General features: G+C 77.0%; 1 protein-coding gene. It reads left to right on the forward strand.

The features are described from left to right. Window positions 1-109: 109 nt before the first annotated feature. Window positions 110-23,875, forward strand: coding sequence for a type I polyketide synthase (locus TPA0908_RS22485; RefSeq protein WP_281940963.1), 23,766 nt, complete (start codon window positions 110-112; stop codon window positions 23,873-23,875). Window positions 23,876-23,896: the final 21 nt, after the last annotated feature.

Below are 23,896 nucleotides of genomic sequence, written 5' to 3' on the forward strand. Positions count from 1 at the left end.
CGTCCACTCACGGTGACGGGCCGGGTGCCGGCGTACCCCCGTGTGCCGCACCGGCGGCTACCTCGGTGTTCGACGGAATCGATCGGCAGCAACTGCGGGCGGGTGGATCATGGCGGACGAAGAGAAGCTTCTCGAACACCTCAAGTGGGTGACCACCGAGCTCCGTCAGGCGCACCGGCGCCTGCGGGAGCTGGAGGAGCCCGAGCCGATCGCCGTGGTGGCCATGGCCTGCCGGTTCCCCGGCGGCGTGAGCTCCCCGGAGCAGCTCTGGGACCTGGTCGCCGCCGGCACCGACGCGACCGGGCCGTTCCCCACCGACCGCGGCTGGGACCTGGCGGGCCTGTACGACCCGGACCCGGACCACCAGGGCACCTCGTACAGCGACCGGGGCGGTTTCCTCACCGAGGCCGGGCACTTCGACCCCACCCCGTTCGGCATCAGCCCGCGCGAGGCGCTCGCCATGGACCCGCAGCAGCGACTGCTGCTGGAGACCACCTGGGAGGTGTTCGAACGGGCCGGCATCGACGCCGGCACGCTGCGCGGCAGCCGCACCGGCGTGTTCGTGGGCACCGCCGGGCAGGACTACGCGTCCGTGCTGCGCCGGCTGCCCGCCGGCGTCGAGGGGTACGTGCTGACCGGCACCGCCGCCAGCGTCATCTCCGGCCGCCTCGCCTACACGTTCGGCCTGGAAGGGCCGGCCGTCACCATCGACACCGCCTGCTCGTCGTCGCTCGTCGCGCTGCACCTGGCCGCGCAGGCGCTGCGCGACGGCGAGTGCACCCTGGCCGTTGCCGGTGGGGCCAGCGTGATGGCCACCCCGGGCGGCTTCGTCGAGTTCTCCCGCCAGCGCGGCCTGGCCGCCGACGGCCGGTGCAAGGCGTTCTCCGCCGCCGCCGACGGCACCGGCTGGGCCGAGGGCGCCGGCCTGGTGCTCGTCGAACGGCTCAGCGACGCCCGCCGGCTCGGTCACCCGGTGCTGGCCGTGATCCGCGGCAGCGCGGTCAACTCCGACGGCGCCAGCAGCGGGCTCACCGCCCCCAACGGCCCCGCCCAGCAACGCGTCATCCGGGAGGCCCTGGACAACGCCGGGCTCACCCCGGCCGACGTCGACGTGGTCGAGGCGCACGGCACCGGCACCACGCTCGGCGACCCGATCGAGGCGCAGGCGCTGCTCGCCACGTACGGCCGGGACCGGCCCGCCGACCGGCCGCTGCGGCTCGGCTCGCTGAAGTCGAACCTCGGCCACACCCAGGCCGCCGCCGGCGTCGCCGGCGTGATGAAGATGGTGCTGGCGCTGCGCCACGGCCTGCTCCCCGCCACGCTGCACGCCGACGAGCCCACCCCGCACGTCGACTGGTCGGCCGGCGCGGTCGCGCTGCTCACCGAGCCCCGACCCTGGCCGGCCGACCCGGACCGGGTCCGCCGGGCCGCCGTCTCCTCGTTCGGCATGAGCGGCACCAACGCCCACCTGGTCATCGAGGAGGCCCCGGCGGTCGAGCCGGCACCCGAGCCGACCGCCACCGTGGACCGGCCGGTCGTGCCGGTGCTGCTCTCCGCCGCCGACCCGGCCGCGCTCGCCGCGCAGGCCGGCCGCTGGGCGTCCCGGCTGGACGCCGACCCCGCGCCCCGGCCGGTGGACGTCGCGTACGCGTCGGTCACCACCCGGACCACGCTGGACCGGCGGGCCGTGCTCGCCGCCGCCGACCCGGACGGCCTGCGGGCCGCGCTGCGGGCACTGGCCGCCGGTGAACCGGCCGGCGCGTTGGTCACCGGCGAGGCGACCGACCGCGGCCCCACCGCGGTGCTCTTCTCCGGGCAGGGCGCGCAACGCGCCGGCATGGGCCGCGAGCTGTACGCGCAGTTCCCGGTGTTCGCCGCCGCGCTGGACGCGGTGTGCGCGCACCTGGACCGGGCGTTGCCCCGGCCGCTGAAAGAGGTGCTGTTCGCCGCCGAGGGCACGCCCGAGGCGACGCTGCTGGACGAGACCGCGTTCACCCAGGCCGGTCTGTTCGCGGTCGAGGTGGCGCTGTTCCGCCTCGTCGAGTCGTTCGGCGTCACCCCGGACCTGCTGGCCGGCCACTCGATCGGCGAGGTCACCGCCGCATACCTGGCCGGGGTGCTGTCGCTGAGGGACGCCTGCCTGCTGGTGGCGGCCCGGGGCGCGCTGATGCAGGCGCTGCCCGCCGGCGGCGGCATGCTCGCCGTCGCCGCCACCGAGGAACAGGTCCGCGCCGACCTGGCCGGACACGCCGACCGGGTCGGGATCGCCGCGGTCAACGGCCCGTCGTCGGTGGTGGTCTCCGGCGCGGTCGACGCGCTTGACGAGCTGGCCGCGCGCTGGACCGGGCAGGGCGTCCGGGTGCGGCGGCTCGCCGTGTCGCACGCGTTCCACAGCCCGCTGATGACGCCGATGCTGGACCGCTTCCGCGCGGTGCTGGCGCGGCTGGACTTCGCCGCCCCGACCGTGCCGGTGGTGTCCAACCTGACCGGTGCGCTCGCCGAGGGCGACGACCTGTGCACCCCCGACTACTGGGTGCGGCACGTCCGCGAGGCGGTCCGCTACGCCGACGGCGTGGCCGCGCTGCGCGCCGCCGGCGCGGACACCTTCCTGGAGATCGGCCCGCGCAGCGTGCTCACCGCGCTGACCGCCGAGGCGCTGCCCGACGCGGACGGCGTACTCGCCGTCGCCGCCCAGCGACGCGACCGGCCGGAGACCGAGGCGCTGCTCGCGGCGCTCGCCGAACTGCACGTGCACGGCGTGCCCGTCGACTGGACGCCCTGGTTCGCCGACACCGGCGCCCGCCCGGCCGACCTGCCCACGTACGCGTTCCAACGGGAGCGGTTCTGGCCGGACGCGCCGGCCTGGCAGGCCGGGGACGTGTCCGGGGCCGGGCTCGGCGTGGCCGGGCACCCGCTGCTCGGCGCCGCCGTCCGGCTCGCCGGCGACGACGAGGTGGTGCTCACCGGGCGGCTGTCCGTGTCCACCCACCCGTGGCTGGCCGACCACGTGGTCGCCGGCGCGGTGGTCGTGCCCGGCACCGCGCTGCTGGAGCTGGTGGTGCGTGCCGGCGACGAGGCCGACGCCGGCCGGATCCGCGAGCTGACCGTGGCCACCCCGCTCACCCTGCCGGCCGCCGGCGCGGTCCGGGTGCAGGTGCGGGTCGGCGCCGCCGACGACACCGGCGGTCGACCGGTGACCGTGCACGCCCAGCCCGACGACGACCCGGACGCCGAGTGGGTGCGGCACGCCGAGGGACTGCTGGAACCGGCCGCCGCCGGGGAACCCACGGTCGGCGCGTGGCCGCCCGCCGGGGCGTCCGAGGTGGACGTCACCGACTGGTACGACGCGTTCGCCGCGCACGGCCTGGCGTACGGGCCGGTGTTCCGGGGCGTCCGTCGGGTCTTCTCCGGCCCGGACGAGGCGTACGCCGAGGTGACGCTCCCCGACGGGGCCGACCCGACCGGCTTCGGCGTGCACCCGGCGCTGCTCGACGCGGCGCTGCACCCGATCGGCCTGCTCGACGCCGGCTCCGGCGACGGTCCCCGGGTCCCGTTCGCGTTCGAGGGCGTGCAGGTGCATGCCGCCGGCGCCCGGGTGCTGCGGGTGCGGCTGACCCGCGCCGGCTCGTCGGTGCGGCTGGTCGCGGTGGACGCCACCGGCGCGCCGGTGGTCTCGGTGGACGCGCTCACCCTGCGGGAGCTGGGCGGGTCCGCGCCGGCCACCGCCGCCGACCGGTCCCTGTACGCGCTGACCTGGCCGGTCGAGCCGGTCACCGCGCCGGCCACCGCGCCGGTATGGGCGGCGCTGCGGACGACCGACGGGGACACGGCCGGCCCTGCCGGGTCCGGCTCGTCCGCGTCCGACAACGGTGACGTGGCGGAGTATCCGGACGTGGCGGCGCTCGTCGCCGCCGTGACGGCCGGTGGCCCGGCCCCGGAGGCGGTGCTGCTGCGACTGCCCGCCGGCCCGGCCGACAGTCGGCCCACCGATGACTGGCCCGCCGCCGGCCCGACCGGCGACGCGGGCACGACGGCAGCCGCGGCCGGTGCCGGCACCGGCCTGCCGGACGGGGTCCGGTCCGTGACCACCGCCGTGCTGGCGACGCTCCAGGACTGGCTGGCCGCGGACACGCTCGCCGACTCGCGCCTGGTGGTGCTCACCCGGGGCGCGGTCGCGGCCACCGACGACGACCGGATCACCGACCTGGCCGGCGCGGCGGTGTGGGGGCTGCTGCGCTCGGCGCAGTCGGAACACCCGGGCCGCATCGTGCTGGCAGACCTGGACCGGGAGCCGGACGCCGAGGCGCTGTCGGCGCTGGCCGGAGTGGTCGCCGACCCGACGGCGACCGGCGGTCAGGTGGCGCTGCGCGGTGACGCGGTGCGCGTACCCCGGTTGGCGCGCCCGGCCGACGACGAGCTGAACCCGCCGGACGGCCGGTGGCATCTCGCGGCGGTCGCGCCCGGCACGCTGGACGGCGTCGCGCCGGTGTCGGCGTCGATCGCCGAGCCGGGCCCCGGCCAGGTCCGCATCGCGGTGCGGGCCACCGGCGTGAACTTCCGCGACGTGCTCATCGCGCTCGGCATGTACCCGGATCCGGCCGCCCGGATGGGCAGCGAGGGCGCCGGCGTGGTCCTGGCCGTCGGCCCGGACGTCACCGACCTGACCCCCGGCGACCGGGTGCTGGGCATGTTCGAGCCCGGCTTCGGGCCGGAGGCGCTCGCCGCCCGCGAGCGGGTGGCCCGCATCCCGGCCGGCTGGACGTTCACCGAGGCGGCGTCCGTGCCGCTGGTGTTCCTGACCGCCTGGTACGCGCTGCGGGACCTGGCGGACCTGCGGTCCGGCGAGTCGGTGCTGATCCACTCCGGTGCCGGCGGCGTGGGCATGGCGGCGATCCAGATCGCCCACCACCTCGGCGCGACGGTGTACGCGACGGCCAGCCCGGCCAAGTGGGACACGGTGCGGGGACTGGGTGTCGCCCCGGAGCGGATCGCCTCGTCGCGGACCACCGACTTCGAGGGCGCGTTCGCCGCCGCGAGCGACGGCGCCGGTGTCGACGTGGTGCTGGACGCGTTGGCCGGTGAGTTCGTGGATGCGTCGTTGCGGTTGCTGCCGCGCGGCGGCCGGTTCGTGGAGATGGGCAAGACGGACCTGCGGGATCCGGCGGTGGTGGCGCGGGAACATCCGGGCGTCGGCTACCGGTCGTTCGACCTCAACGACGCGGGCGGGGCGCGGATCGGGGAGATGCTTGCCGAGCTGCTGGCGCTGTTCGAGCGCGGTGTGCTGTCGCCGCTGCCGGTGCGGGCCTGGGACGTGCGGCAGGCGCGGACCGCGTTGCGGCACCTGAGTCAGGCCCGGCACGTCGGCAAGGTGGTGCTCACCGTGCCGGCGCCGGTCGACCCGGACCGGGTCACGCTGGTGACCGGCGCGTCCGGCACCCTCGCGGGGATCGTCGCCCGGCACCTCGTCGCTTCCGGCCAGTCACGCAATCTGCTGCTGGCCGCCCGTCGCGCGCCGGCCGACGACCCGGCCTACGCGGCGCTCGTCGACGAGTTGACCGAGGCCGGTGCGACCGTCCGGGCCGTCGCGGTGGACCTCGGCGACCCGGCGCAGGTGACCGCGCTGCTGGCCGGTGTGGACCTGACCGCCGTCCACCACTGCGCGGGTCTGGTCGCCGACGCGACGATCGCGTCGCTGGACGCCGACGCCGTCGACCGGGTGCTGCGGCCCAAGGTGGACGCCGCCTGGGCGCTGCACCGGGCCACCGCCGGTCACGACCTGGCGGAGTTCGTGCTGTTCTCCTCGTTCGCGGCGACGCTCGGCTCACCCGGGCAGGGCAACTACTCCGCCGCGAACGCGTTCCTCGACGCGCTCGCCGCCCACCGCCACGCGACCGGACTGCCCGCCACCAGCATTGGCTGGGGCATGTGGGCCACCAGCAGCGCCATGACCGCCCACCTCGACCGGGACGACGCGCGTCGGCTGCGCCGCCTCGGCATGACCCCGCTCACCGCCACCGAGGGCGCCGCCCTGCTCGACGCCGCCACCCGCCGCGCCCGGCCCGTCGTCGCGGCGGCCCGGCTGCGGCTCACCGGCGACGCCGACCGCTACCCGGCGATCCTGCGCGGGCTGGCCCGCACCGGCACCCGCCGCGCCGCCGCGCAGGCCACCGGCGGCGGCGAGAGCGGCTGGGCCGAGCGGCTCGCCGGCCTGGCCCCGGACGAGGCGACCGCGTTGCTCGTCGAGTTGGTCCGGGCGCAGGCCGCGGCGGTGCTCGGGCACGCGTCCGCGCAGGCGGTGCCCGGCACGCGGGCGTTCAAGGACCTCGGGTTCGACTCGCTGACCTCGGTGGAGCTGCGTAACCGGCTCGCGTCGGCCACCGGGCTGCGGCTGCCCGCCACGCTGGTCTTCGACCACCCCACCCCGGAACGCGTCGCCGGCCTGCTGCGTGGGCAGCTCGCCGCCGCCGCGCCCGCCGCGCCGGCCACCCGTGCCGCCGGGCCCGCCCGCGCCGACGAACCGCTCGCCATCATCGGCATGGCCTGCCGCTACCCGGGCGGCATCGCCACCCCCGAGCAGCTCTGGGACCTGGTCGCCGCCGGCGGGGACGCGATCGGCGGGTTCCCCGCCGACCGGGGCTGGGACCTCGACGCGCTCTACGACCCGGACGCCGACCGGGCCGGCACGTCCACCACCCGGCACGGCGGGTTCCTCGCCGACGCCGGCGACTTCGACCCGGCGTTCTTCGGCATCAGCCCGCGTGAGGCCCTGGCCATGGACCCGCAGCAGCGGCTGCTGCTGGAAACCGCGTGGGAGGCGTTCGAGTCCGCCGGCCTCGACCCGGCCACCCGCGCCGGCACCGCCACCGGCGTCTTCGTCGGCGCCGCCTCCTCCGGGTACGCCGCCGACGGTGCCGAAGGGCTCGAAGGCCACCTGCTCACCGGCACCGCCGGCAGCGTCGCCTCCGGCCGGCTCGCCTACACGTTCGGCCTGGAAGGGCCGGCCGTCACCGTCGACACCGCCTGCTCGTCGTCGCTTGTCGCCCTGCACCTGGCCGCGCAGGCGCTGCGCTCCGGCGAGTGCGACCTGGCGCTCGCCGGCGGTGTGGCGCTGATGGCCACGCCCGGCATGTTCTCCGAGTTCTCCCGGCAGGGCGGCCTGGCCCCGGACGGCCGGTGCAAGGCGTTCGCCGCCGGCGCGGACGGCACCGGCTGGGGCGAGGGCGTCGGCATCCTGCTGGTGCAGCGCCTCGCCGACGCGCGCCGCGACGGACGCCACGTCCTCGCCGTGGTACGCGGCACCGCCGTCAACTCCGACGGCGCGTCCAACGGCCTGACCGCGCCGAACGGCCCGTCGCAGCAACGCGTCATCCGCGCCGCGCTGGCCAACGCCCGGCTGTCCCCGGCCGACGTGGACGTGGTCGAGGCGCACGGCACCGGCACCACGCTCGGCGACCCGATCGAGGCGCAGGCGCTGCTCGCCACGTACGGGCAGGAGCGGGAGACGCCGCTGCTGCTCGGGTCGATCAAGTCGAACATCGGCCACACCCAGGCCGCCGCCGGCGTCGCCGGCATCATCAAGATGGTCCTCGCCATGCGGCACGGCGTGGTGCCGCCGACGCTGCACGTGGACGCGCCCTCGTCGCACATCGACTGGACCGCCGGCGCGGTCACCCTGGTCACGGACGCCGCGCCCTGGCCGGCCGTCGACCGGCCCCGCCGCGCCGCCGTCTCCTCGTTCGGCATCTCCGGCACCAACGCGCACGCCGTCATCGAGGCGGCCCCCGCCGCGCCGCCGGCCGGCCCCGCGCCCGCCGCCGGCCCCGGCCTGGTCGCCGCCGACGCCGTGCCGCTGCTGCTGTCCGCGCGCAGCGCCCGCGCGCTGCCCGCCCAGGCCGCCCGGCTGCGCGACCACCTCGACGCCCACCCCGACCTGGACCTCGCCGACGTCGGCTGGTCCCTGGCCACCGGCCGCGCCCACCACCCGTACCGGCAGGTCACCGTCGCCGCCGGCCGGGACGACGCGCTCGCCGCGCTCACCGCCGCCGCGCCGCCGACCGCCCCCGCAGACGGTCCGCCGAAGGTCGTCTTCGTCTTCCCCGGGCAGGGCTCCCAGTGGCCCGGCATGGCACTCGACCTGCTCGACAGCTCCCCGGCCTTCCGGGACCGGATGCGCGAGTGCGCCGCCGAGCTGGCCGGGCTCGTCGACTGGACGCCCGAGGACGTGCTGCGCGGCGCACCCGACGCCCCGCCGCTGGACCGGGTCGACGTGGTCCAGCCGCTGCTGTTCGCCGTGATGGTGTCCCTCGCGGAGGTGTGGCGCTCCTGCGGCGTACGCCCCGACGCGGTGATCGGCCACTCGCAAGGCGAGATCGCCGCCGCCTGCGTGGCCGGCGCGCTCACCCTGCCCGACGCGATGCGGCTCGTGGTGGCCCGCAGCCGGGCGCTGCTCGCCCTCTCCGGCCGCGGCGGCATGGTCTCCGTGCCGCTCTCCGCCGCCGACACCGCCGACCTCGTCGCGCCCTGGGGCGACCGGCTCGGCGTCGCCGCGCTCAACGGCGCTACCGTCACCGTCGTCTCCGGCGACGCCGACGCCGTCGACGAGCTGCTCGCCGTCGCCGCCGACCGTGACCTGCGGGCCCGGCGGATCGCCGTCGACTACGCCTCGCACTGCGCGCACGTCGACGCGGTCCGCGACGACCTGGCCGCCGCGCTCGGCACGCTCACGCCGCGCCCGAGCCGGGTGGTGTTCCACTCCACCGTCACCGGTGAGCCGATCGACACCACCGAACTGGACGCCGACTACTGGTTCCGCAACCTGCGCGAACCGGTCCGCCTCGCGCCGGTCGTGGACGCGCTGATCGACACCGGACACCGGGCGTTCGTCGAGATCAGCCCGCACCCGGTGCTCAAGGTCGTGGTGCAGGACGCGCTCGACCGGACGCCCGCCGGGACGCCCGGCGTCGTCGTCGGCTCGCTGCGCCGCGACGAGCACGGCCCCCGCCAGCTCCTCACCGCGCTCGGCGGCCTGCACACCGCCGGCGTACCGGTCGACTGGGCGGCCGTCTTCGCCGGCTCCGGAGCCACCCGGGTCGACCTGCCCCCGTACGCGTTCCAGCGGGAACGGTTCTGGCCCGAACCGGGCGCGACGCACGGCGGCGACGTCACCGGCGCCGGCCTCGGCGCCGCCGGGCACCCGCTGCTCGGCGCCGCGGTCCGGCTGGCCGACGCGGACGAGGTGGTGCTGACCGGACGGCTCTCGCTCGCGGCGCAGCCGTGGCTGGCCGACCACGCGGTCGCCGGCACCGTGCTGCTGCCCGGCACCGCGCTCGTCGAGCTGGCGGTCCGGGCCGGCGACGAGGTCGGCGCCGCCCGGGTCCGTGAACTGACGCTCGTCGCCCCGCTTGCCCTGCCGGACACCGGCGGCGTCCGGGTGCAGGTACGCGTCGGCGCGCCCGACGACGCCGGCACCCGCCCGGTGACCGTGCACGCCCAACCCGACGGGACCACCGACGACGGGTGGACCCGGCACGCCGAGGGTGTGCTGGAGCCGGCCACCGGCGACGAGTCGACGCTCGACGCCTGGCCCCCCGCCGGTGCCGCCGAGGTGGACCTCACCGGCTGGTACGACACGCTCGCCGGGCACGGCCTGGCGTACGGGCCGGCGTTCCGGGGCCTGCGCCGGGCCTGGACCGTCGACGGCACGGTCTGCGCCGAGGTCGCCCTGCCGGACGGGCCGGCCGACCGCGCCGGCCGGTTCGAGGTGCACCCGGCGCTGCTCGACGCCGCGCTGCACGCGATCGGCCTGCTGCCCGGCGGGGACGCGACGCCCGGACCGCGGGTGCCGTTCACGTTCGGTGGCGTGCAGGTGCACGCGGCCGGCGCGGCGGTGCTGCGGGTGCGGCTGTCCCGTGCCGGCGACGCGGTGCGGCTGGTCGCCGCCGACGAGACCGGCGCGCCGGTGGTGTCGGTGGACGAGCTGCTCCTCAAGGAGCTGGGCGCGTCCGTCGTACCGGCCGCCGCCGACCGGTCCGTCCTCGAGGTGACCTGGACGGCGCGGGACGTCACGCCGGCGGACCGGCCGACGGCCTGGGCGACGCTGGCCGGCGTTGGCGGCGCGGAGTACCCCGACATGGACGCGCTGGTGGCCGCCGTCGCGGCCGGCGCGACGGCCCCCGAGGCGGTGCTGCTGCCGGTCGGGGGCGGTCAGGAGACCGTCGACGGCGCGGCCGGCGACGGCCGGACCGGCACGGCCGGTGGGAACCTGCCGGACCGGGTGCGGTCGGTGACGCTGGCGGTGCTGGCGGCGGTGCGGAGCTGGCTGGCCGCCGACGACCTGGCCGACTCGCGACTGGTGGTGACCACCCGGGGCGCGGTGGCGGCGCGGGACGGCGACCGGATCGCCGACCTGGCCGGCGCGGCGGCGTGGGGGCTGCTGCGGTCCGCGCAGTCCGAGCACCCGGGCCGGATCGTGCTGGCCGACCTGGACCGGACGCCCGACGCCGACGTGCTGGCGCTGCTCGCCGCCGCGCCGGCCGGCGGGCAGGTCGCGCTGCGCGACGGCGACGTGCTCGTCCCGCGCGTGGTGCGCCCGGCCGGCGACCGGCTCGTCCCGTCGACCGAACGCTGGCACGTGGCGGCCGTCGAGCCCGGCACCATCGACGGTGTCGCCCTGCGGCCGACCGACACGCCGCCGCTCGTGGCCGGTGAGGTGCGGGTGGCGGTGCGGGCGGCCGGGGTGAACTTCCGGGACGTGTTGATCGCGTTGGGGATGTATCCGGACTCGTCGGCGGTGATGGGTAGCGAGGGTGCGGGCGTGGTCCTGGAGGTTGGTCCGGGGGTGTCCGGGTTGGCCGTGGGTGATCGGGTGTTCGGGTTGTTCGAGCCGGGTTTCGGTCCGGTGGTGGTGGCGCGGCGGGATCGGATCGCGCGGGTGCCGGTGGGGTGGTCGTTCGTCGAGGCGGCGTCGGTGCCGGTGGTGTTCCTGACGGCGTGGTATGCGTTGCGGGACCTGGCGAACCTGCGTTCCGGTGAGTCGGTGCTGATCCACTCCGGGACCGGTGGGGTCGGCATGGCCGCGATCCAGATCGCCCGGCATCTCGGTGCGACGGTCTACGCCACTGCCAGCCCTCCGAAGTGGGGCACGTTGCGGGGCCTGGGGGTGGCGGCCGAGCGGATCGCGTCGTCGCGGACCACGGAGTTCGAGGCCGCGTTCCTGACCGCCAGTGGTGGTGCCGGTGTGGACGTGGTGTTGGACGCCCTCGCGGGTGAGTTCGTGGACGCGTCGTTGCGGTTGCTGCCGCGCGGCGGCCGGTTCGTCGAGATGGGCAAGACCGACCTCCGCGACCCGGACCAGGTCGCCGCCCAGCACCCCGGCGTCACGTACCGGGCGTTCGAACTCAACGGGGCCGGCGGCGAACGCCTCGGCCAGATGCTCACCGAACTGCTCGACCTGTTCGAGACGGGCGCGCTGACACCGCTGCCCACCCGGACCTGGGACGTCCGGCAGGCCCGCACCGCGCTGCGGCACCTCAGCCAGGCCCGGCACGTCGGCAAGGTCGTGCTCACCGTGCCCGCGCCCGCCGAACCGGACCGCGTCACGCTCGTCACCGGCGCGTCCGGCACCCTCGCCGGCCTGGTCGCCCGCCACCTCGTCGCCACCGGCCAGACCCGCAACCTGCTCCTCGCAGCCCGCCGGTCCCCGGCCGACGACCCGGCGTACGCGGCGCTCGTCGACGCGCTGACCGACGCCGGGGCCACGGTCCGCGCCGTCCCGGTCGACCTGACCGAACCCGGCCGGGCCGCCGAGCTGGTGGCCGGCGTGGACCTGACCGCCGTGTACCACTGCGCCGGCGCCATCGCCGACGCCACCGTCACCTCCCTGGACGCCGACGCCGTCGACCGGGTGCTGCGGCCCAAGGTGGACGCCGCCTGGGCGCTGCACGAGGCCACCGCCGGCCGGGACCTGACCGCGTTCGTGCTGTTCTCGTCGGTCGCCGCCACGCTCGGCTCGCCCGGGCAGGGCAACTACGCCGCCGCGAACGCGTTCCTCGACGCGCTCGCCGCCCACCGCCGGGCGAACGGACTGCCGGCGGCCAGCCTCGCCTGGGGACTCTGGGCCACCACCAGCACCATGACCGCCCACCTCGACGACGGCGAGCACCGGCGCGCCATCCGCGCCGGCAGCGCGCCGCTCACCGACGCCGAAGGGCTCGCGCTGCTCGACGCCGCCCAGCGGCACGGCGGCGCGCACACCGTGCTCATGAACGTGCCGACCAGCCCCGACCCGGCCCGCGTGCCGGAGCTGCTGCGCGAGCTGATCCGGCCGGCCCGGCGGCGGGCCGCCGCGCGTACCGGAGGAGAGCTGTCGCTGGCCGACCGGCTCGCGGCGCTCCACCCCACCGCCCGGCACAACCAGCTCCTCGACCTGGTCGCCGGCAGCGTCGCCGCGGTGCTCGGCCACCGGTCCGCCGACGGCGTCGACCCGCAACGCCCGTTCAAGGAACTCGGCTTCGACTCGCTGACCTCGGTGGAGCTGCGTAACCGGCTCGCCGCCGCCACCGGGCTGCGACTGCCCGCCACCGTGGCGTTCGACCATCCCACCCCGGTCGTGCTCGCCGCGCACCTCGACCGGGAGATCGGCGGCCGGGCCGCGCCGGCCGCCGCGCCGGCCGGCACCGCGACCACCGCCGTCGACGAGCCGATCGCCGTCGTCGGCATGGCCTGCCGTTTCCCCGGCGACGTCCGCAGCCCCGAGGACCTGTGGAACCTGGTCACCGCCGGCGCGGACGTGATCGCGCCGTTCCCCACCGACCGGGGCTGGGACCTGGCCGGCCTGCTGAACGACGGCGACGACCGGCCCGCGCCCCGGCACGGTGGCTTCCTCTACGACGCCGCCGACTTCGACGCCGCGTTCTTCGGCATCAACCCGCGCGAGGCGCTCGCCATGGACCCACAGCAGCGGCTGCTGCTGGAGACGTCGTGGGAGGCGCTGGAACGTGCCGGCGTCGACCCGTCCACCGTGCGCGGCAGCAGCACCGGCGTCTACGTCGGCCTGATCTACCACGACTACGCCGGCACCGCCGTCGGCGCCGACGACGAACTCGACGGGTACGTGGGCAACGGCAGCGCCGGCAGCGTCGCCTCCGGCCGCATCTCCTACCTGCTCGGCCTGGAAGGCCCGGCGGTCACCGTCGACACCGCCTGCTCGTCGTCGCTTGTCGCGCTGCACCTGGCCGCCCAGGCGCTGCGTCAACAGGAGTGCGGCCTGGCCCTGGCCGGCGGCGTCACGGTCATGTCCAGCCCCGGCATGCTCGCCGAGTTCTCCCGCCAGCGCGGCCTGTCCCCGGACGGGCGGTGCAAGGCGTTCGGCGCCGACGCCGACGGCACCGGCTTCGCCGAGGGCGTCGGCATGCTGCTGCTGGAACGCCTCTCCGACGCCCGCCGCAACAACCGCCGGATCCTCGCCGTGCTGCGCGGCAGCGCGGTCAACCAGGACGGCGCCAGCAGCGGCCTCACCGCCCCCAACGGCCCCTCCCAGCAGCGGGTCATCCGGCAGGCGCTCGCCAACGCGCGGCTGTCCCCGGCCGACGTGGACGTGGTCGAGGCGCACGGCACCGGCACCGCGCTCGGTGACCCGATCGAGGCGCAGGCGCTGCTCGCCACGTACGGGCAGGACCGGTCCACGCCGCTGCTGCTCGGCTCCGTCAAGTCGAACATCGGCCACACCCAGGCCGCCGCCGGCGTCGCCGGCATCATCAAGATGGTCCTCGCCATGCGGCACGGCGTGGTGCCGCCGACGCTGCACGCCGACGAGCCGTCCCCGCACGTCGACTGGACCGCCGGCGCGGTCACGCTCGCCACCGAGGCGACGCCCTGGCCGGCCGTCGACCGGCCCCGCCGCGCCGCCGTCTCCTCGTTCGGCATCTCCGGCACCAACGTGCACGCCATCCTGGAACAGGCCCCCGAACCGGCAGCCGCCCCCACCACGCCCCCGACCGTCACCGGCGACCTCGGCACCCCGTGCGTGCTCTCCGCCCGCACCCCGGACGCGCTGCGCGCCCAGGCCGACCGGCTGGCCGCCTGGATCGAGGCGAACCCGGCGGTGCCGCTGACCGACCTCGCACACGCGCTCGCCACCGGACGGTCCGCGTTCGAACACCGGGCCGTGCTGCTGCCCCGCGACCGGTCCGGCCTGCTCGCCGGCCTGGCCGCCGTCGCCGCCGACGAACCGTCGTCCACAGTGGTACGCGGCACCGCCGGCACCGGCCGGCTCGCCGTCCTCTTCTCCGGTCAGGGCGCCCAACGCCCCGGCATGGGCCGCGAGGCGTACCGGGCGTTCCCGGTCTTCGCCGCCGCGCTGGACGAGGTGTGCCGGCACCTCGACCCGTTGCTGCCGCAGCCGCTGCGCCCGGTGCTCTTCGCGCCCGAAGGGGCTCCGGAAGCGGCGCTGCTGGACCGCACCGAGTTCACCCAGCCGGCGCTGTTCGCCGTCGAGGTGGCGCTGTTCCGCCTGGTCGAGTCGTTCGGCATCACCCCCGACGTGGTCGGCGGGCACTCCGTCGGCGAGATCACCGCCGCGTACGTGGCCGGGGTGCTCTCCCTGCCCGACGCCGCCACGCTTGTCGCCGCGCGCGGCCGGCTCATGCAGGCGCTGCCCGACGGCGGCGGCATGCTCGCCGTCGCCGCGCCCGAGGACGAGGTGACCGCCGCGCTCGCCGGGTACGCCGACCGGGTCGGTGTCGCCGCCGTCAACGGCCCGTCGGCCGTGGTCGTCTCCGGCGCCCTCGACGCCCTCGACGAACTGGAACGCGCCTGGCGGGAGCGCGGGCTGCGGACCCGCCGGCTGCGCGTCAGCCACGCGTTCCACAGCCCGCTGATGACGCCGATGCTGGACGAGTTCCGGGCCGTCGTCGACGGGCTCACCCTCGACCCGCCGCGCCTGCCGGTGCTGTCGAACCTGACCGGCGGCGTCGCCGAGCCGGACGCGCTGCGCGATCCCGACTACTGGGTGCGGCACGTCCGCGACGCGGTCCGCTTCGCCGACGGCATCGCCGACCTGCGGCAGCGCCACGTCGGCACGTACCTGGAGGTCGGGCCGGACGGGGTGCTCGCCGGCATGATCCGCGACTGCCTCGGCGACGACGCGACGCCGGTGGTGGTGGTGCCGACGCTGCGCGCCGGGCGTACCGAAGGGCCCGCGCTGCTCACCGCGCTCGCCGAGGCGTACGCCGGTGGCGTGCCGGTGGACTGGACGCCGCTGACCGGCGGCGGGGCGCCGCTCGACCTGCCCACGTACCCGTTCCAGCGGCGGCGCTTCTGGCCCGACGCCACCGGCTGGCGGGCCGGTGACCTGACCGGCGCCGGGCTGGCCGCGCCCGGCCACCCGCTGCTCGGCGCCGCGGTGCGGCTGGCCGGCGCGGACGAGACGGTGCTGACCGGCCGGCTCGCGGTGTCCGCGCAGCCCTGGCTGGCCGAGCACGTCGTGGCCGGCGCGGTGCTGCTGCCCGGCACCGCGCTGGTGGAGCTGGTGGTGCGCGCCGGCGACGAGGTCGGCGCGCCCCGGGTACGCGACCTCACCGTCACCGCGCCGCTGGTGCTGCCCGCCACCGGCGGTGTCCGGGTGCAGGTGCGCGTCGGCGCCGCCGACGACACCGGCGGCCGGGACGCCGCCGTGTACGCCCAGCCGGACGACGACCCGGACGCGGAGTGGACCCGGCACGCCGAGGCGGTGCTGGAGCCGGCCGCCGCCGCCGAACCCGGCCTCGCCGCCTGGCCGCCGTCGGGCGTCACCGAGACGGACCTGACCGGCTGGTACGAGACGCTCGTCGGCCACGGCCTGACCTACGGGCCGACGTTCCAGGGCCTGCGCCGGGCCTGGACCGGCCGCGACGAGGTGTACGCCGAGGTGGCGCTCCCGGACACCACGGTGGCCGGGTTCGCGGTGCACCCGGCGCTGCTGGACGCCGCGCTGCACCCGATCGGCCTGCTGCCGGGCGGGACCGGGACGACCGGGCCGCGCGTGCCGTTCGCGTTCGAGGGCGTCCAGGTGCACGCCGCCGGCGCCCGGCTGCTGCGGGTCCGGCTGACCCGCGCCGGTGCCGGGGTACGCCTGGTGGCGGCCGACGAGACCGGCGCGCCGGTGGTGTCGGTCGACTCGCTGGTGCTGCGCGAACTGGCCGGCGCCCCGGCCCCCGGCGCGGGCTCCCGCTCGCTGTACGCGGTGACCTGGCCCGTCGAGGAGATCCGGCCGGCCGAGGCGGACCTGACCTGGGCCGCGCTCGCCCCGGCCCGGCCGGCCGACGCCAGCACGTCCCCGGACCGGCCGGCCCGGGGCCGGAAGGCGGCCGGGCGCGGCGCGGCGCGGAAGAACGGCCGGATCGCTGCCGGCTCCCCGGACACCGGCTGGTTCGACGCGATCGAGGCGCCGGCGGAGTTCCCGGACGTCGCGGCGCTCGCGGCGGCCGTGGCGGCCGGCACGCCCGCCCCGGAGGCGATCCTGCTGCCGGTCGGCCTCGCGCCTGGCGCGGTCGGGGCCGGGATCGGCGCGGCGGACGCCAGGGACGCGGTGACCGGCGGCACGGCGCTCGCGTCGGCCGGAGGGCCCGGCGTCGACGGTGACCTGCCGGGCCGGGCGCGGTCGCTGACGGCGGCGGTGCTGGCGGCCGTGCAGGCGTGGCTGGCCGCGGACGTGCTCGCGGACTCGCGGCTGGTGGCGGTGACCCGGAACGCGGTGACCACCGGCGACGACCGGGCCGTCGACCCGGCCGCCGCGGCGGTGTGGGGACTGCTGCGCTCGGCGCAGTCCGAACACCCGGACCGGATCGTGCTCGTGGACGCCGACGCCGCCCTCGACCGCCACGCGCTCGGCGTGCTGGCCGCCGTGGTGGCGGACCCCGCCGCCGTGGGCGGTCAGCTCGCGTTGCGCGGCGACCGGGTGCGCGTACCCCGGTTGACGCGGCCGGTGGGTGCGGAGTTGGCGCCGCCGGCGGCGGGTGGCTGGCACGTCGCCGCCGCCCGGCCCGGCACGCTCGACGGCGTCGAGATCGTGCCGGCCACGCCGGCCCCGCTCGCGGCCGGTGAGGTGCGGGTGGCGGTGCGGGCGGCCGGGGTGAACTTCCGGGACGTGTTGATCGCGTTGGGGATGTATCCGGACTCGTCGGCGGTGATGGGTAGCGAGGGTGCGGGCGTGGTCCTGGAGGTTGGTCCGGGGGTGTCCGGGTTGGCCGTGGGTGATCGGGTGTTCGGGTTGTTCGAGCCGGGTTTCGGTCCGGTGGTGGTGGCGCGGCGGGATCGGATCGCGCGGGTGCCGGTGGGGTGGTCGTTTGTCGAGGCGGCGTCGGTGCCGGTGGTGTTCCTGACGGCGTGGTATGCGTTGCGGGACCTGGCCGGGCTGCGTTCGGGTGAGTCGGTGTTGATCCACTCCGGTGCTGGTGGGGTGGGGATGGCGGCGATCCAGATCGCCCGGCATCTCGGTGCGACGGTGTACGCGACGGCGAGTCCCGGTAAGTGGGGCACGTTGCGAGGTCTCGGGGTGGCGGACGAGCGGATCGCGTCGTCGCGGACCACGGAGTTCGAGGCCGCGTTCCTGACCGCCAGTGGTGGTGCCGGGGTGGACGTGGTGTTGGACGCCCTCGCGGGTGAGTTCGTGGACGCGTCGTTGCGGTTGCTGCCGCGCGGCGGCCGGTTCGTCGAGATGGGCAAGACCGACCTCCGCGACCCGGCGGTGGTGGCGCGGGAACATCCGGGCGTCGCGTACCGGTCGTTCGACCTGAACGAGGCCGGCGGCGAGCGCATCGGCCAGATGTTGGGCGAGCTGCTCGCGCTCTTCACCAGCGGCGCGTTGCGGCCCCTGCCGGTCCGGACCTGGGACGTGCGGCAGGCGCGGACCGCGCTGCGGCACCTGAGTCAGGCCCGGCACGTCGGCAAGGTGGTGCTCACCGTGCCGGCGCCGGTCGACCCGGACCGGGTCACGCTGGTGACCGGCGCGTCCGGCGCCCTCGCGGGGATCGTCGCCCGGCACCTCGTCGCCAGTGGCCGGTCCCGGAACCTGCTCCTCGCGGCCCGCCGCGCGCCGGCCGACGACCCGACCTACGCTGCCCTTGTCGACGAGCTGGAGACGGCCGGCGCGACCGTCCGGGTCGCCACCGTCGACGTGGCGGACGACACTCAGGTCACCGCGCTGCTGGCCGGTGTGGACCTGACCGCCGTCCACCACTGCGCCGGCGTCATCGCCGACGCCACGATCGCGTCGCTGGACGCCGACGCCGTCGACCGGGTGCTGCGGCCCAAGGTGGACGCCGCCTGGGCGCTGCACCGGGCCACCGCCGGTCACGACCTGGCGGAGTTCGTGCTGTTCTCGTCCATCGCGGCGACGCTCGGCTCACCCGGGCAGGGCAACTACTCCGCCGCGAACGCGTTCCTCGACGCGCTCGCCACCCACCGCCACGCGACCGGACTGCCCGCCACCAGCATCGGCTGGGGCGCGTGGGCCACCGGCGGCATGGCCGGGCGGCTCGACGCCGGCGACCGGCAGCGACTCGGCCGGATCGGCATGACCGGGCTCAGCGCCGCCGAGGGGGCGAGCCTGCTCGCCGCCGCCGCCGCGCAACCGCTGCCCGCCGTGGTCGCCGCCCGGCTGCGCATCACCGGCGACCGGACGCAGCTCCCGCCGCTGCTGCGGCTGCTGGCCCCCACCGGCGTACGCCGACAGGCCCGCACCGTGGATACGCACACCACCGGCTGGGCCGAGCGGCTCGCCGGCCTGGCCCCGGACGAGGCGACCGCGTCACTCGTCGAGTTGGTCCGGGCGCAGGCCGCGGCGGTGCTCGGGCACGCGTCCGCGCAGGCGGTGCCCGGCACGCGGGCGTTCAAGGACCTCGGGTTCGACTCGCTGACCTCGGTGGAGCTGCGCAACCGGCTCGCGTCGGCCACCGGGCTGCGGCTGCCCGCCACGCTGGTCTTCGACCACCCCACCCCGGAACGCCTCGCCGAACACCTGCACGAACGACTCGGCCACCGGCCGGCCGCCGTCGCCGCCGCGACCCGGGCCACCGCCGCCGAGGACGACGACCCCATCGCCATCATCGGCATGGCGTGCCGGCTCCCCGGCGGCGTCACCAACCCGGACCAACTGTGGGACCTGGTCTCCACCGGCGGCGACGGGATCGCCGAGTTCCCCGCCGACCGGGGCTGGGACCTCGACGCGCTCTACGACCCGGACGCCGACCGCGCCGGCACGTCCACCACCCGGTACGGCGGGTTCCTCGCCGACGCGGCCGACTTCGACCCGGCGTTCTTCGGCATCAGCCCCCGCGAGGCCCTCGCCATGGACCCGCAGCAGCGGCTGCTGCTGGAAACCTCGTGGGAGGCGTTCGAATCCGCCGGCCTCGACCCGCACGACCGCACCACGACCACCGGCGTCTTCGCCGGACTGATCCACCACGACTACGCCGGCCGGCTCGACGCCTCCGCGGAACTGGAGGGCTACCTCGTCAACGGCACCGCCGGCAGCGTCGCCTCCGGCCGCGTCGCGTACGTCTTCGGGCTGGAAGGGCCGGCCGTCACGGTGGACACCGCGTGTTCGTCGTCGCTTGTCGCGCTGCACCTGGCCGCCCAGGCGCTGCGGGCCGGGGAATGCGACCTGGCCCTCGCGGGCGGCGTGACCGTGATGGCCACGCCCAGCGCGTTCGTCGGCTTCTCCCGCCAGCGTGGACTGGCCCCCGACGGGCGGTGCAAGTCGTTCGCCGCCGGCGCCGACGGCACGAGTTGGGGCGAGGGCGTCGGCATGCTGCTCGTCGAGCGGCTCAGCGACGCCCGCCGTCGCGGCCACCGGGTCCTCGCGGTGGTGCGGGGCACGGCCGTGAACCAGGACGGCGCGTCGAACGGCCTGACCGCGCCGAACGGTCCGTCGCAGCAGCGGGTGATCCGGCAGGCCCTCGCCAACGCGCGGCTGGGCACCGCCGACGTGGACGCGGTCGAGGCGCACGGCACCGGCACCACGCTCGGCGATCCGATCGAGGCGCAGGCGGTGTTGGCGACGTACGGGCAGGAGCGGGAGACGCCGCTGCTGCTCGGGTCGGTGAAGTCGAACATCGGCCACACCCAGGCCGCCGCCGGCGTCGCCGGGATCATCAAGATGGTCCTCGCCATGCGGCACGGGATCATGCCGCCGACGCTGCACGTGGACGAGCCGTCGCCGCACATCGACTGGACGGCCGGGGCGGTGACGCTGGCGACGGCGCCGACGCCGTGGCCGGCGGTGGACCGGCCGCGTCGGGCGGCGGTGTCGTCGTTCGGGATCTCCGGCACCAACGCCCACGTCATCCTGGAACAACCACCTGCCGGCGAACCGGCCGGTCCGACGGCCGACGGTGACGTGACCGGAGCCGGCGACGCCCGGCCCGAAGGCGCGGACCGGACCGGCGAGGCGCTTCCTGGCCGGACCGGCGACGTGACCGCGGGCGGGTCGGTGCCGGTGCTGCTGTCGGCGCGTACCGACGCGGCGCTCGCCGCGCAGGCCGACCGTTGGGCGCGCTGGCTCGCCGCCGACGAGACGCTCCGCCCGGTCGACGTCGGATGGTCGGCGCTCACCACCCGGCCGACGCTGGAGCAGCGGGCCGTACTCGGCGTCACCGACCGGGACGAGCTGCTGGCCGCGCTGCGCGCGCTGGCCGGTGGCACGTCCTCCGGCGCGGTGACCACCGGCCCGGCCGGCCCGCGTGGGCGACTGGCGGTGCTGTTCTCCGGGCAGGGCGCGCAGCGTGCCGGCATGGGTCGGGAGTTGTCCGAGGCGTTCGGAGTGTTCGCGTCCGCGTTGGACGAGGTCTGTACGCGGCTCGACCCGTTGCTGCCGCAGCCGCTGAAGCCGGTGTTGTTCGGCGACGCCGATCTGTTGGATCAGACGCGGTTCACGCAGGCGGGCCTGTTCGCGGTCGAGGTGGCGTTGTTCCGCCTGGTCGAGTCGTTCGGGGTGACGCCGGACTTCGTGGGTGGGCACTCGATCGGTGAGGTGACCGCGGCCCACGTGGCGGGTGTTCTGTCGCTGGCCGACGCGTGTGCCCTGGTCGCCGCGCGGGGTCGCCTGATGCAGGCGCTGCCGGCCGGTGGCGGGATGTTGGCGGTCGCGGCGCCGGAGGCCGAGGTGGCCGCGTCGGTCGCGGACCGCGCGGAGTTGGGGATCGCGGCGGTGAACGGGCCGTCGTCGACCGTGGTGTCCGGTCCGGTCGACGCGCTGGACGAGATCGAGCGCGTTTGGCGGGACCGAGGAACCCGGGTCCGCCGGTTGGCGGTGTCGCACGCGTTCCACAGTCCGTTGATGGAGCCGATGCTTGCCGAGTTCCGCTCGGTGCTGGACGGGTTGACGTTTGCCGCGCCGCTGCTGCCGGTCGTGTCCAACGTGACCGGCGCGCTCGCGGGAGATGAGATCGCCACTGCCGACTACTGGGTGCGGCACGTGCGGGAGGCGGTGCGTTACGCCGACGGGGTCGCCGCGTTGCGTGATGCCGGGGTGGACACGTTCCTGGAGGTCGGTCCGCAGAGTGTGCTCACCGCGCTGACCGCCGAGATCCTGCCGGACGAGGAGACCGTGGTCGCGGTGGCGGTGCAGCGCCGGGACCGGGACGAGACCGGGGCGTTGCTGGCCGGCCTGGCGGAGCTGCACGTGCACGGCGTGCGCGTCGACTGGGCGCCGTGGTTCGCCGGCGCCGGCGCGACCCGCGTCGACCTGCCCACCTACGCGTTCCAGCACGAGCGGTTCTGGCCGGACACGCCGACCCGGACCGACGCCTCCGACGCCGAGTTCTGGGCCGCCGTGGAGAGCGGCGACCTCACCGCGCTCGCCGGTCACCTCGCCGACGACGCCCTCGACACGCTCGCCCCGGCGCTGCCCGCGCTCACCACGTGGCGGCGGGCCCGCACCCGGCGTACCCCGGCCGACCGGTGGTCGTACCAGGTCATCTGGAAGCGGCTCGACCTCGACGAGCGGCCCGCCACCGGCGGCGCCTGGCTGGTCGTCGCCCCGGCCGGCGAACCCGCCACCGCCGACCTCGCCGCCGCGCTGGCCGGCGCGGAGCTGCGCCCGGTCACCGTCGACCCGACCAGCACCACCCGGGCCGACCTCGCCGCCGCGCTCGGCAAGGCGCTCGCGGACGGGCCGGTCGACGGCGTGGTCTCGCTGCTCGGCCTGCACGACGCGCCGCACCCGGACCATCTGGCGCTGCCCGCCGGCACCGCCGCCACGCTGCTGCTGATCCAGGCGCTGCACGACACCGGCGACACGCCGCCGCTGTGGTGCCTCACCCGGGACGCGGTCGCCACCGACGGCGGCGACCCGGTGCACGGCGTCGCCCAGGGCGGCCTGTGGGGCCTGGCCCGGGTCGCCGGGCTGGAGCTGCCCCGGCTGCGCGTCAACCTGCTCGACCTGCCCGCCGGCGACACCGACCCGGCCCGGCTCGCCGCCGCGCTCACCAGCGACGGCGACGAGGACCAGTTCGCGCTGCGCGGCGGCGGCCTCTACGCGCGCCGCCTGGTCCGCGCCACCCCGGCCGCGCCGGCCGCCGCCGACCGGTGGCAGCCCACCGGCACGGTGCTGGTCACCGGCGGCACCGGCGCGCTCGGCGCGCACGTCGCCCGCTGGGCGGCCGGCGCCGGCGCGGACCACCTGGTGCTCACCAGCCGACGCGGCGACGCCGCCCCCGGCGCGGCCGAGCTGCGCGACGAGCTGACCGCAACCGGCGTACGCGTCACGATCGCCGCCTGCGACGTGGCCGACCGGGACGCGGTCGCCGCGCTGCTGACCCGCCTCGACGCCGACCCGGCGCCGCTGACCGCCGTGGTGCACGCCGCCGGGCTCAACGACGTGGCGCCGCTGCTCGACACCGACCCGGACCGGCTGGCCGGGGTGCTGACCGGCAAGACCGCCGGCGCGGTGCACCTCGACGAGCTGCTCGGCGACCGGCCGCTCGACGCGTTCGTGCTGTTCGCGTCCATCGCCGGGGTGTGGGGCAGCGGCGGGCAGGCCGGTTACGCGGCCGGCAACGCCCACCTCGACGCGCTGGCCGCCCGGCGGCACGCCCGCGGCCTCGCCGCCACCTCGGTGGCCTGGGGACCGTGGGCCGACGGCGGCATGGCCACCGACGACGCGCAGCGGGAACTGGCCCGACGCGGACTGCGGGCGATGGCCCCGGCCGACGCGGTGCACGCCATGCGCGTCGCGGTCGGGCGCGGCGACGCCACCCTCACCGTGGTCGACGTGGACTGGGCGACGTTCGCCCCCGCGTACGCGTCGAGCCGTCCCCGGCCGTTCCTGGCCGACCTGCCGGAGGCCCGGCAGGCGATCCGCGCCGCCGCGGAGGTCCCCGCCGACGGTGGCGCTGCGCTGCGCGACCAGCTCCGCGACCTGTCCGTCGAGGACCGGGACCGGCGTCTCGTCGAACTGGTCCGCGCCGAGGCGGCGGCCGTGCTCGGCCACGGCGGCCCGGAGCGGGTCAAGCCCCGGCGGGCGTTCAAGGACCTCGGCTTCGACTCGCTGACCGCGGTCGAGCTGCGTAACCGGCTCAACCGGGCCACCGGCCTGTCACTGCCCACCACGCTGGTCTTCGACCACCCCGACCCGGCCGCGCTCGCCGACCACCTGCGCGCCACGCTGCTGCCCGACGCGTCGACCACGCCGACGGCGGACCCGGCCGAGACCGCGGTACGCGAGGCGCTGGCCACCGTCCCGCTCGCCCGCATCCGCGAGGCCGGGCTGCTGGAGCTGTTGCTCGGCCTCGCCGACGGCGAGGGCCCCGCGCCCGAGCCGGACGGCGCGGAGGTCGACCTCGACGACCTCGACACCGACACCCTGATCCGGCTGGCCCTCGACGGCTCCGAGTCCTGACGCCCACGTACGGAGTAGATG

Source organism: Micromonospora sp. AKA38 (genome assembly GCF_027925725.1).
Taxonomy (GTDB): Bacteria; Actinomycetota; Actinomycetes; order Mycobacteriales; family Micromonosporaceae; genus Micromonospora.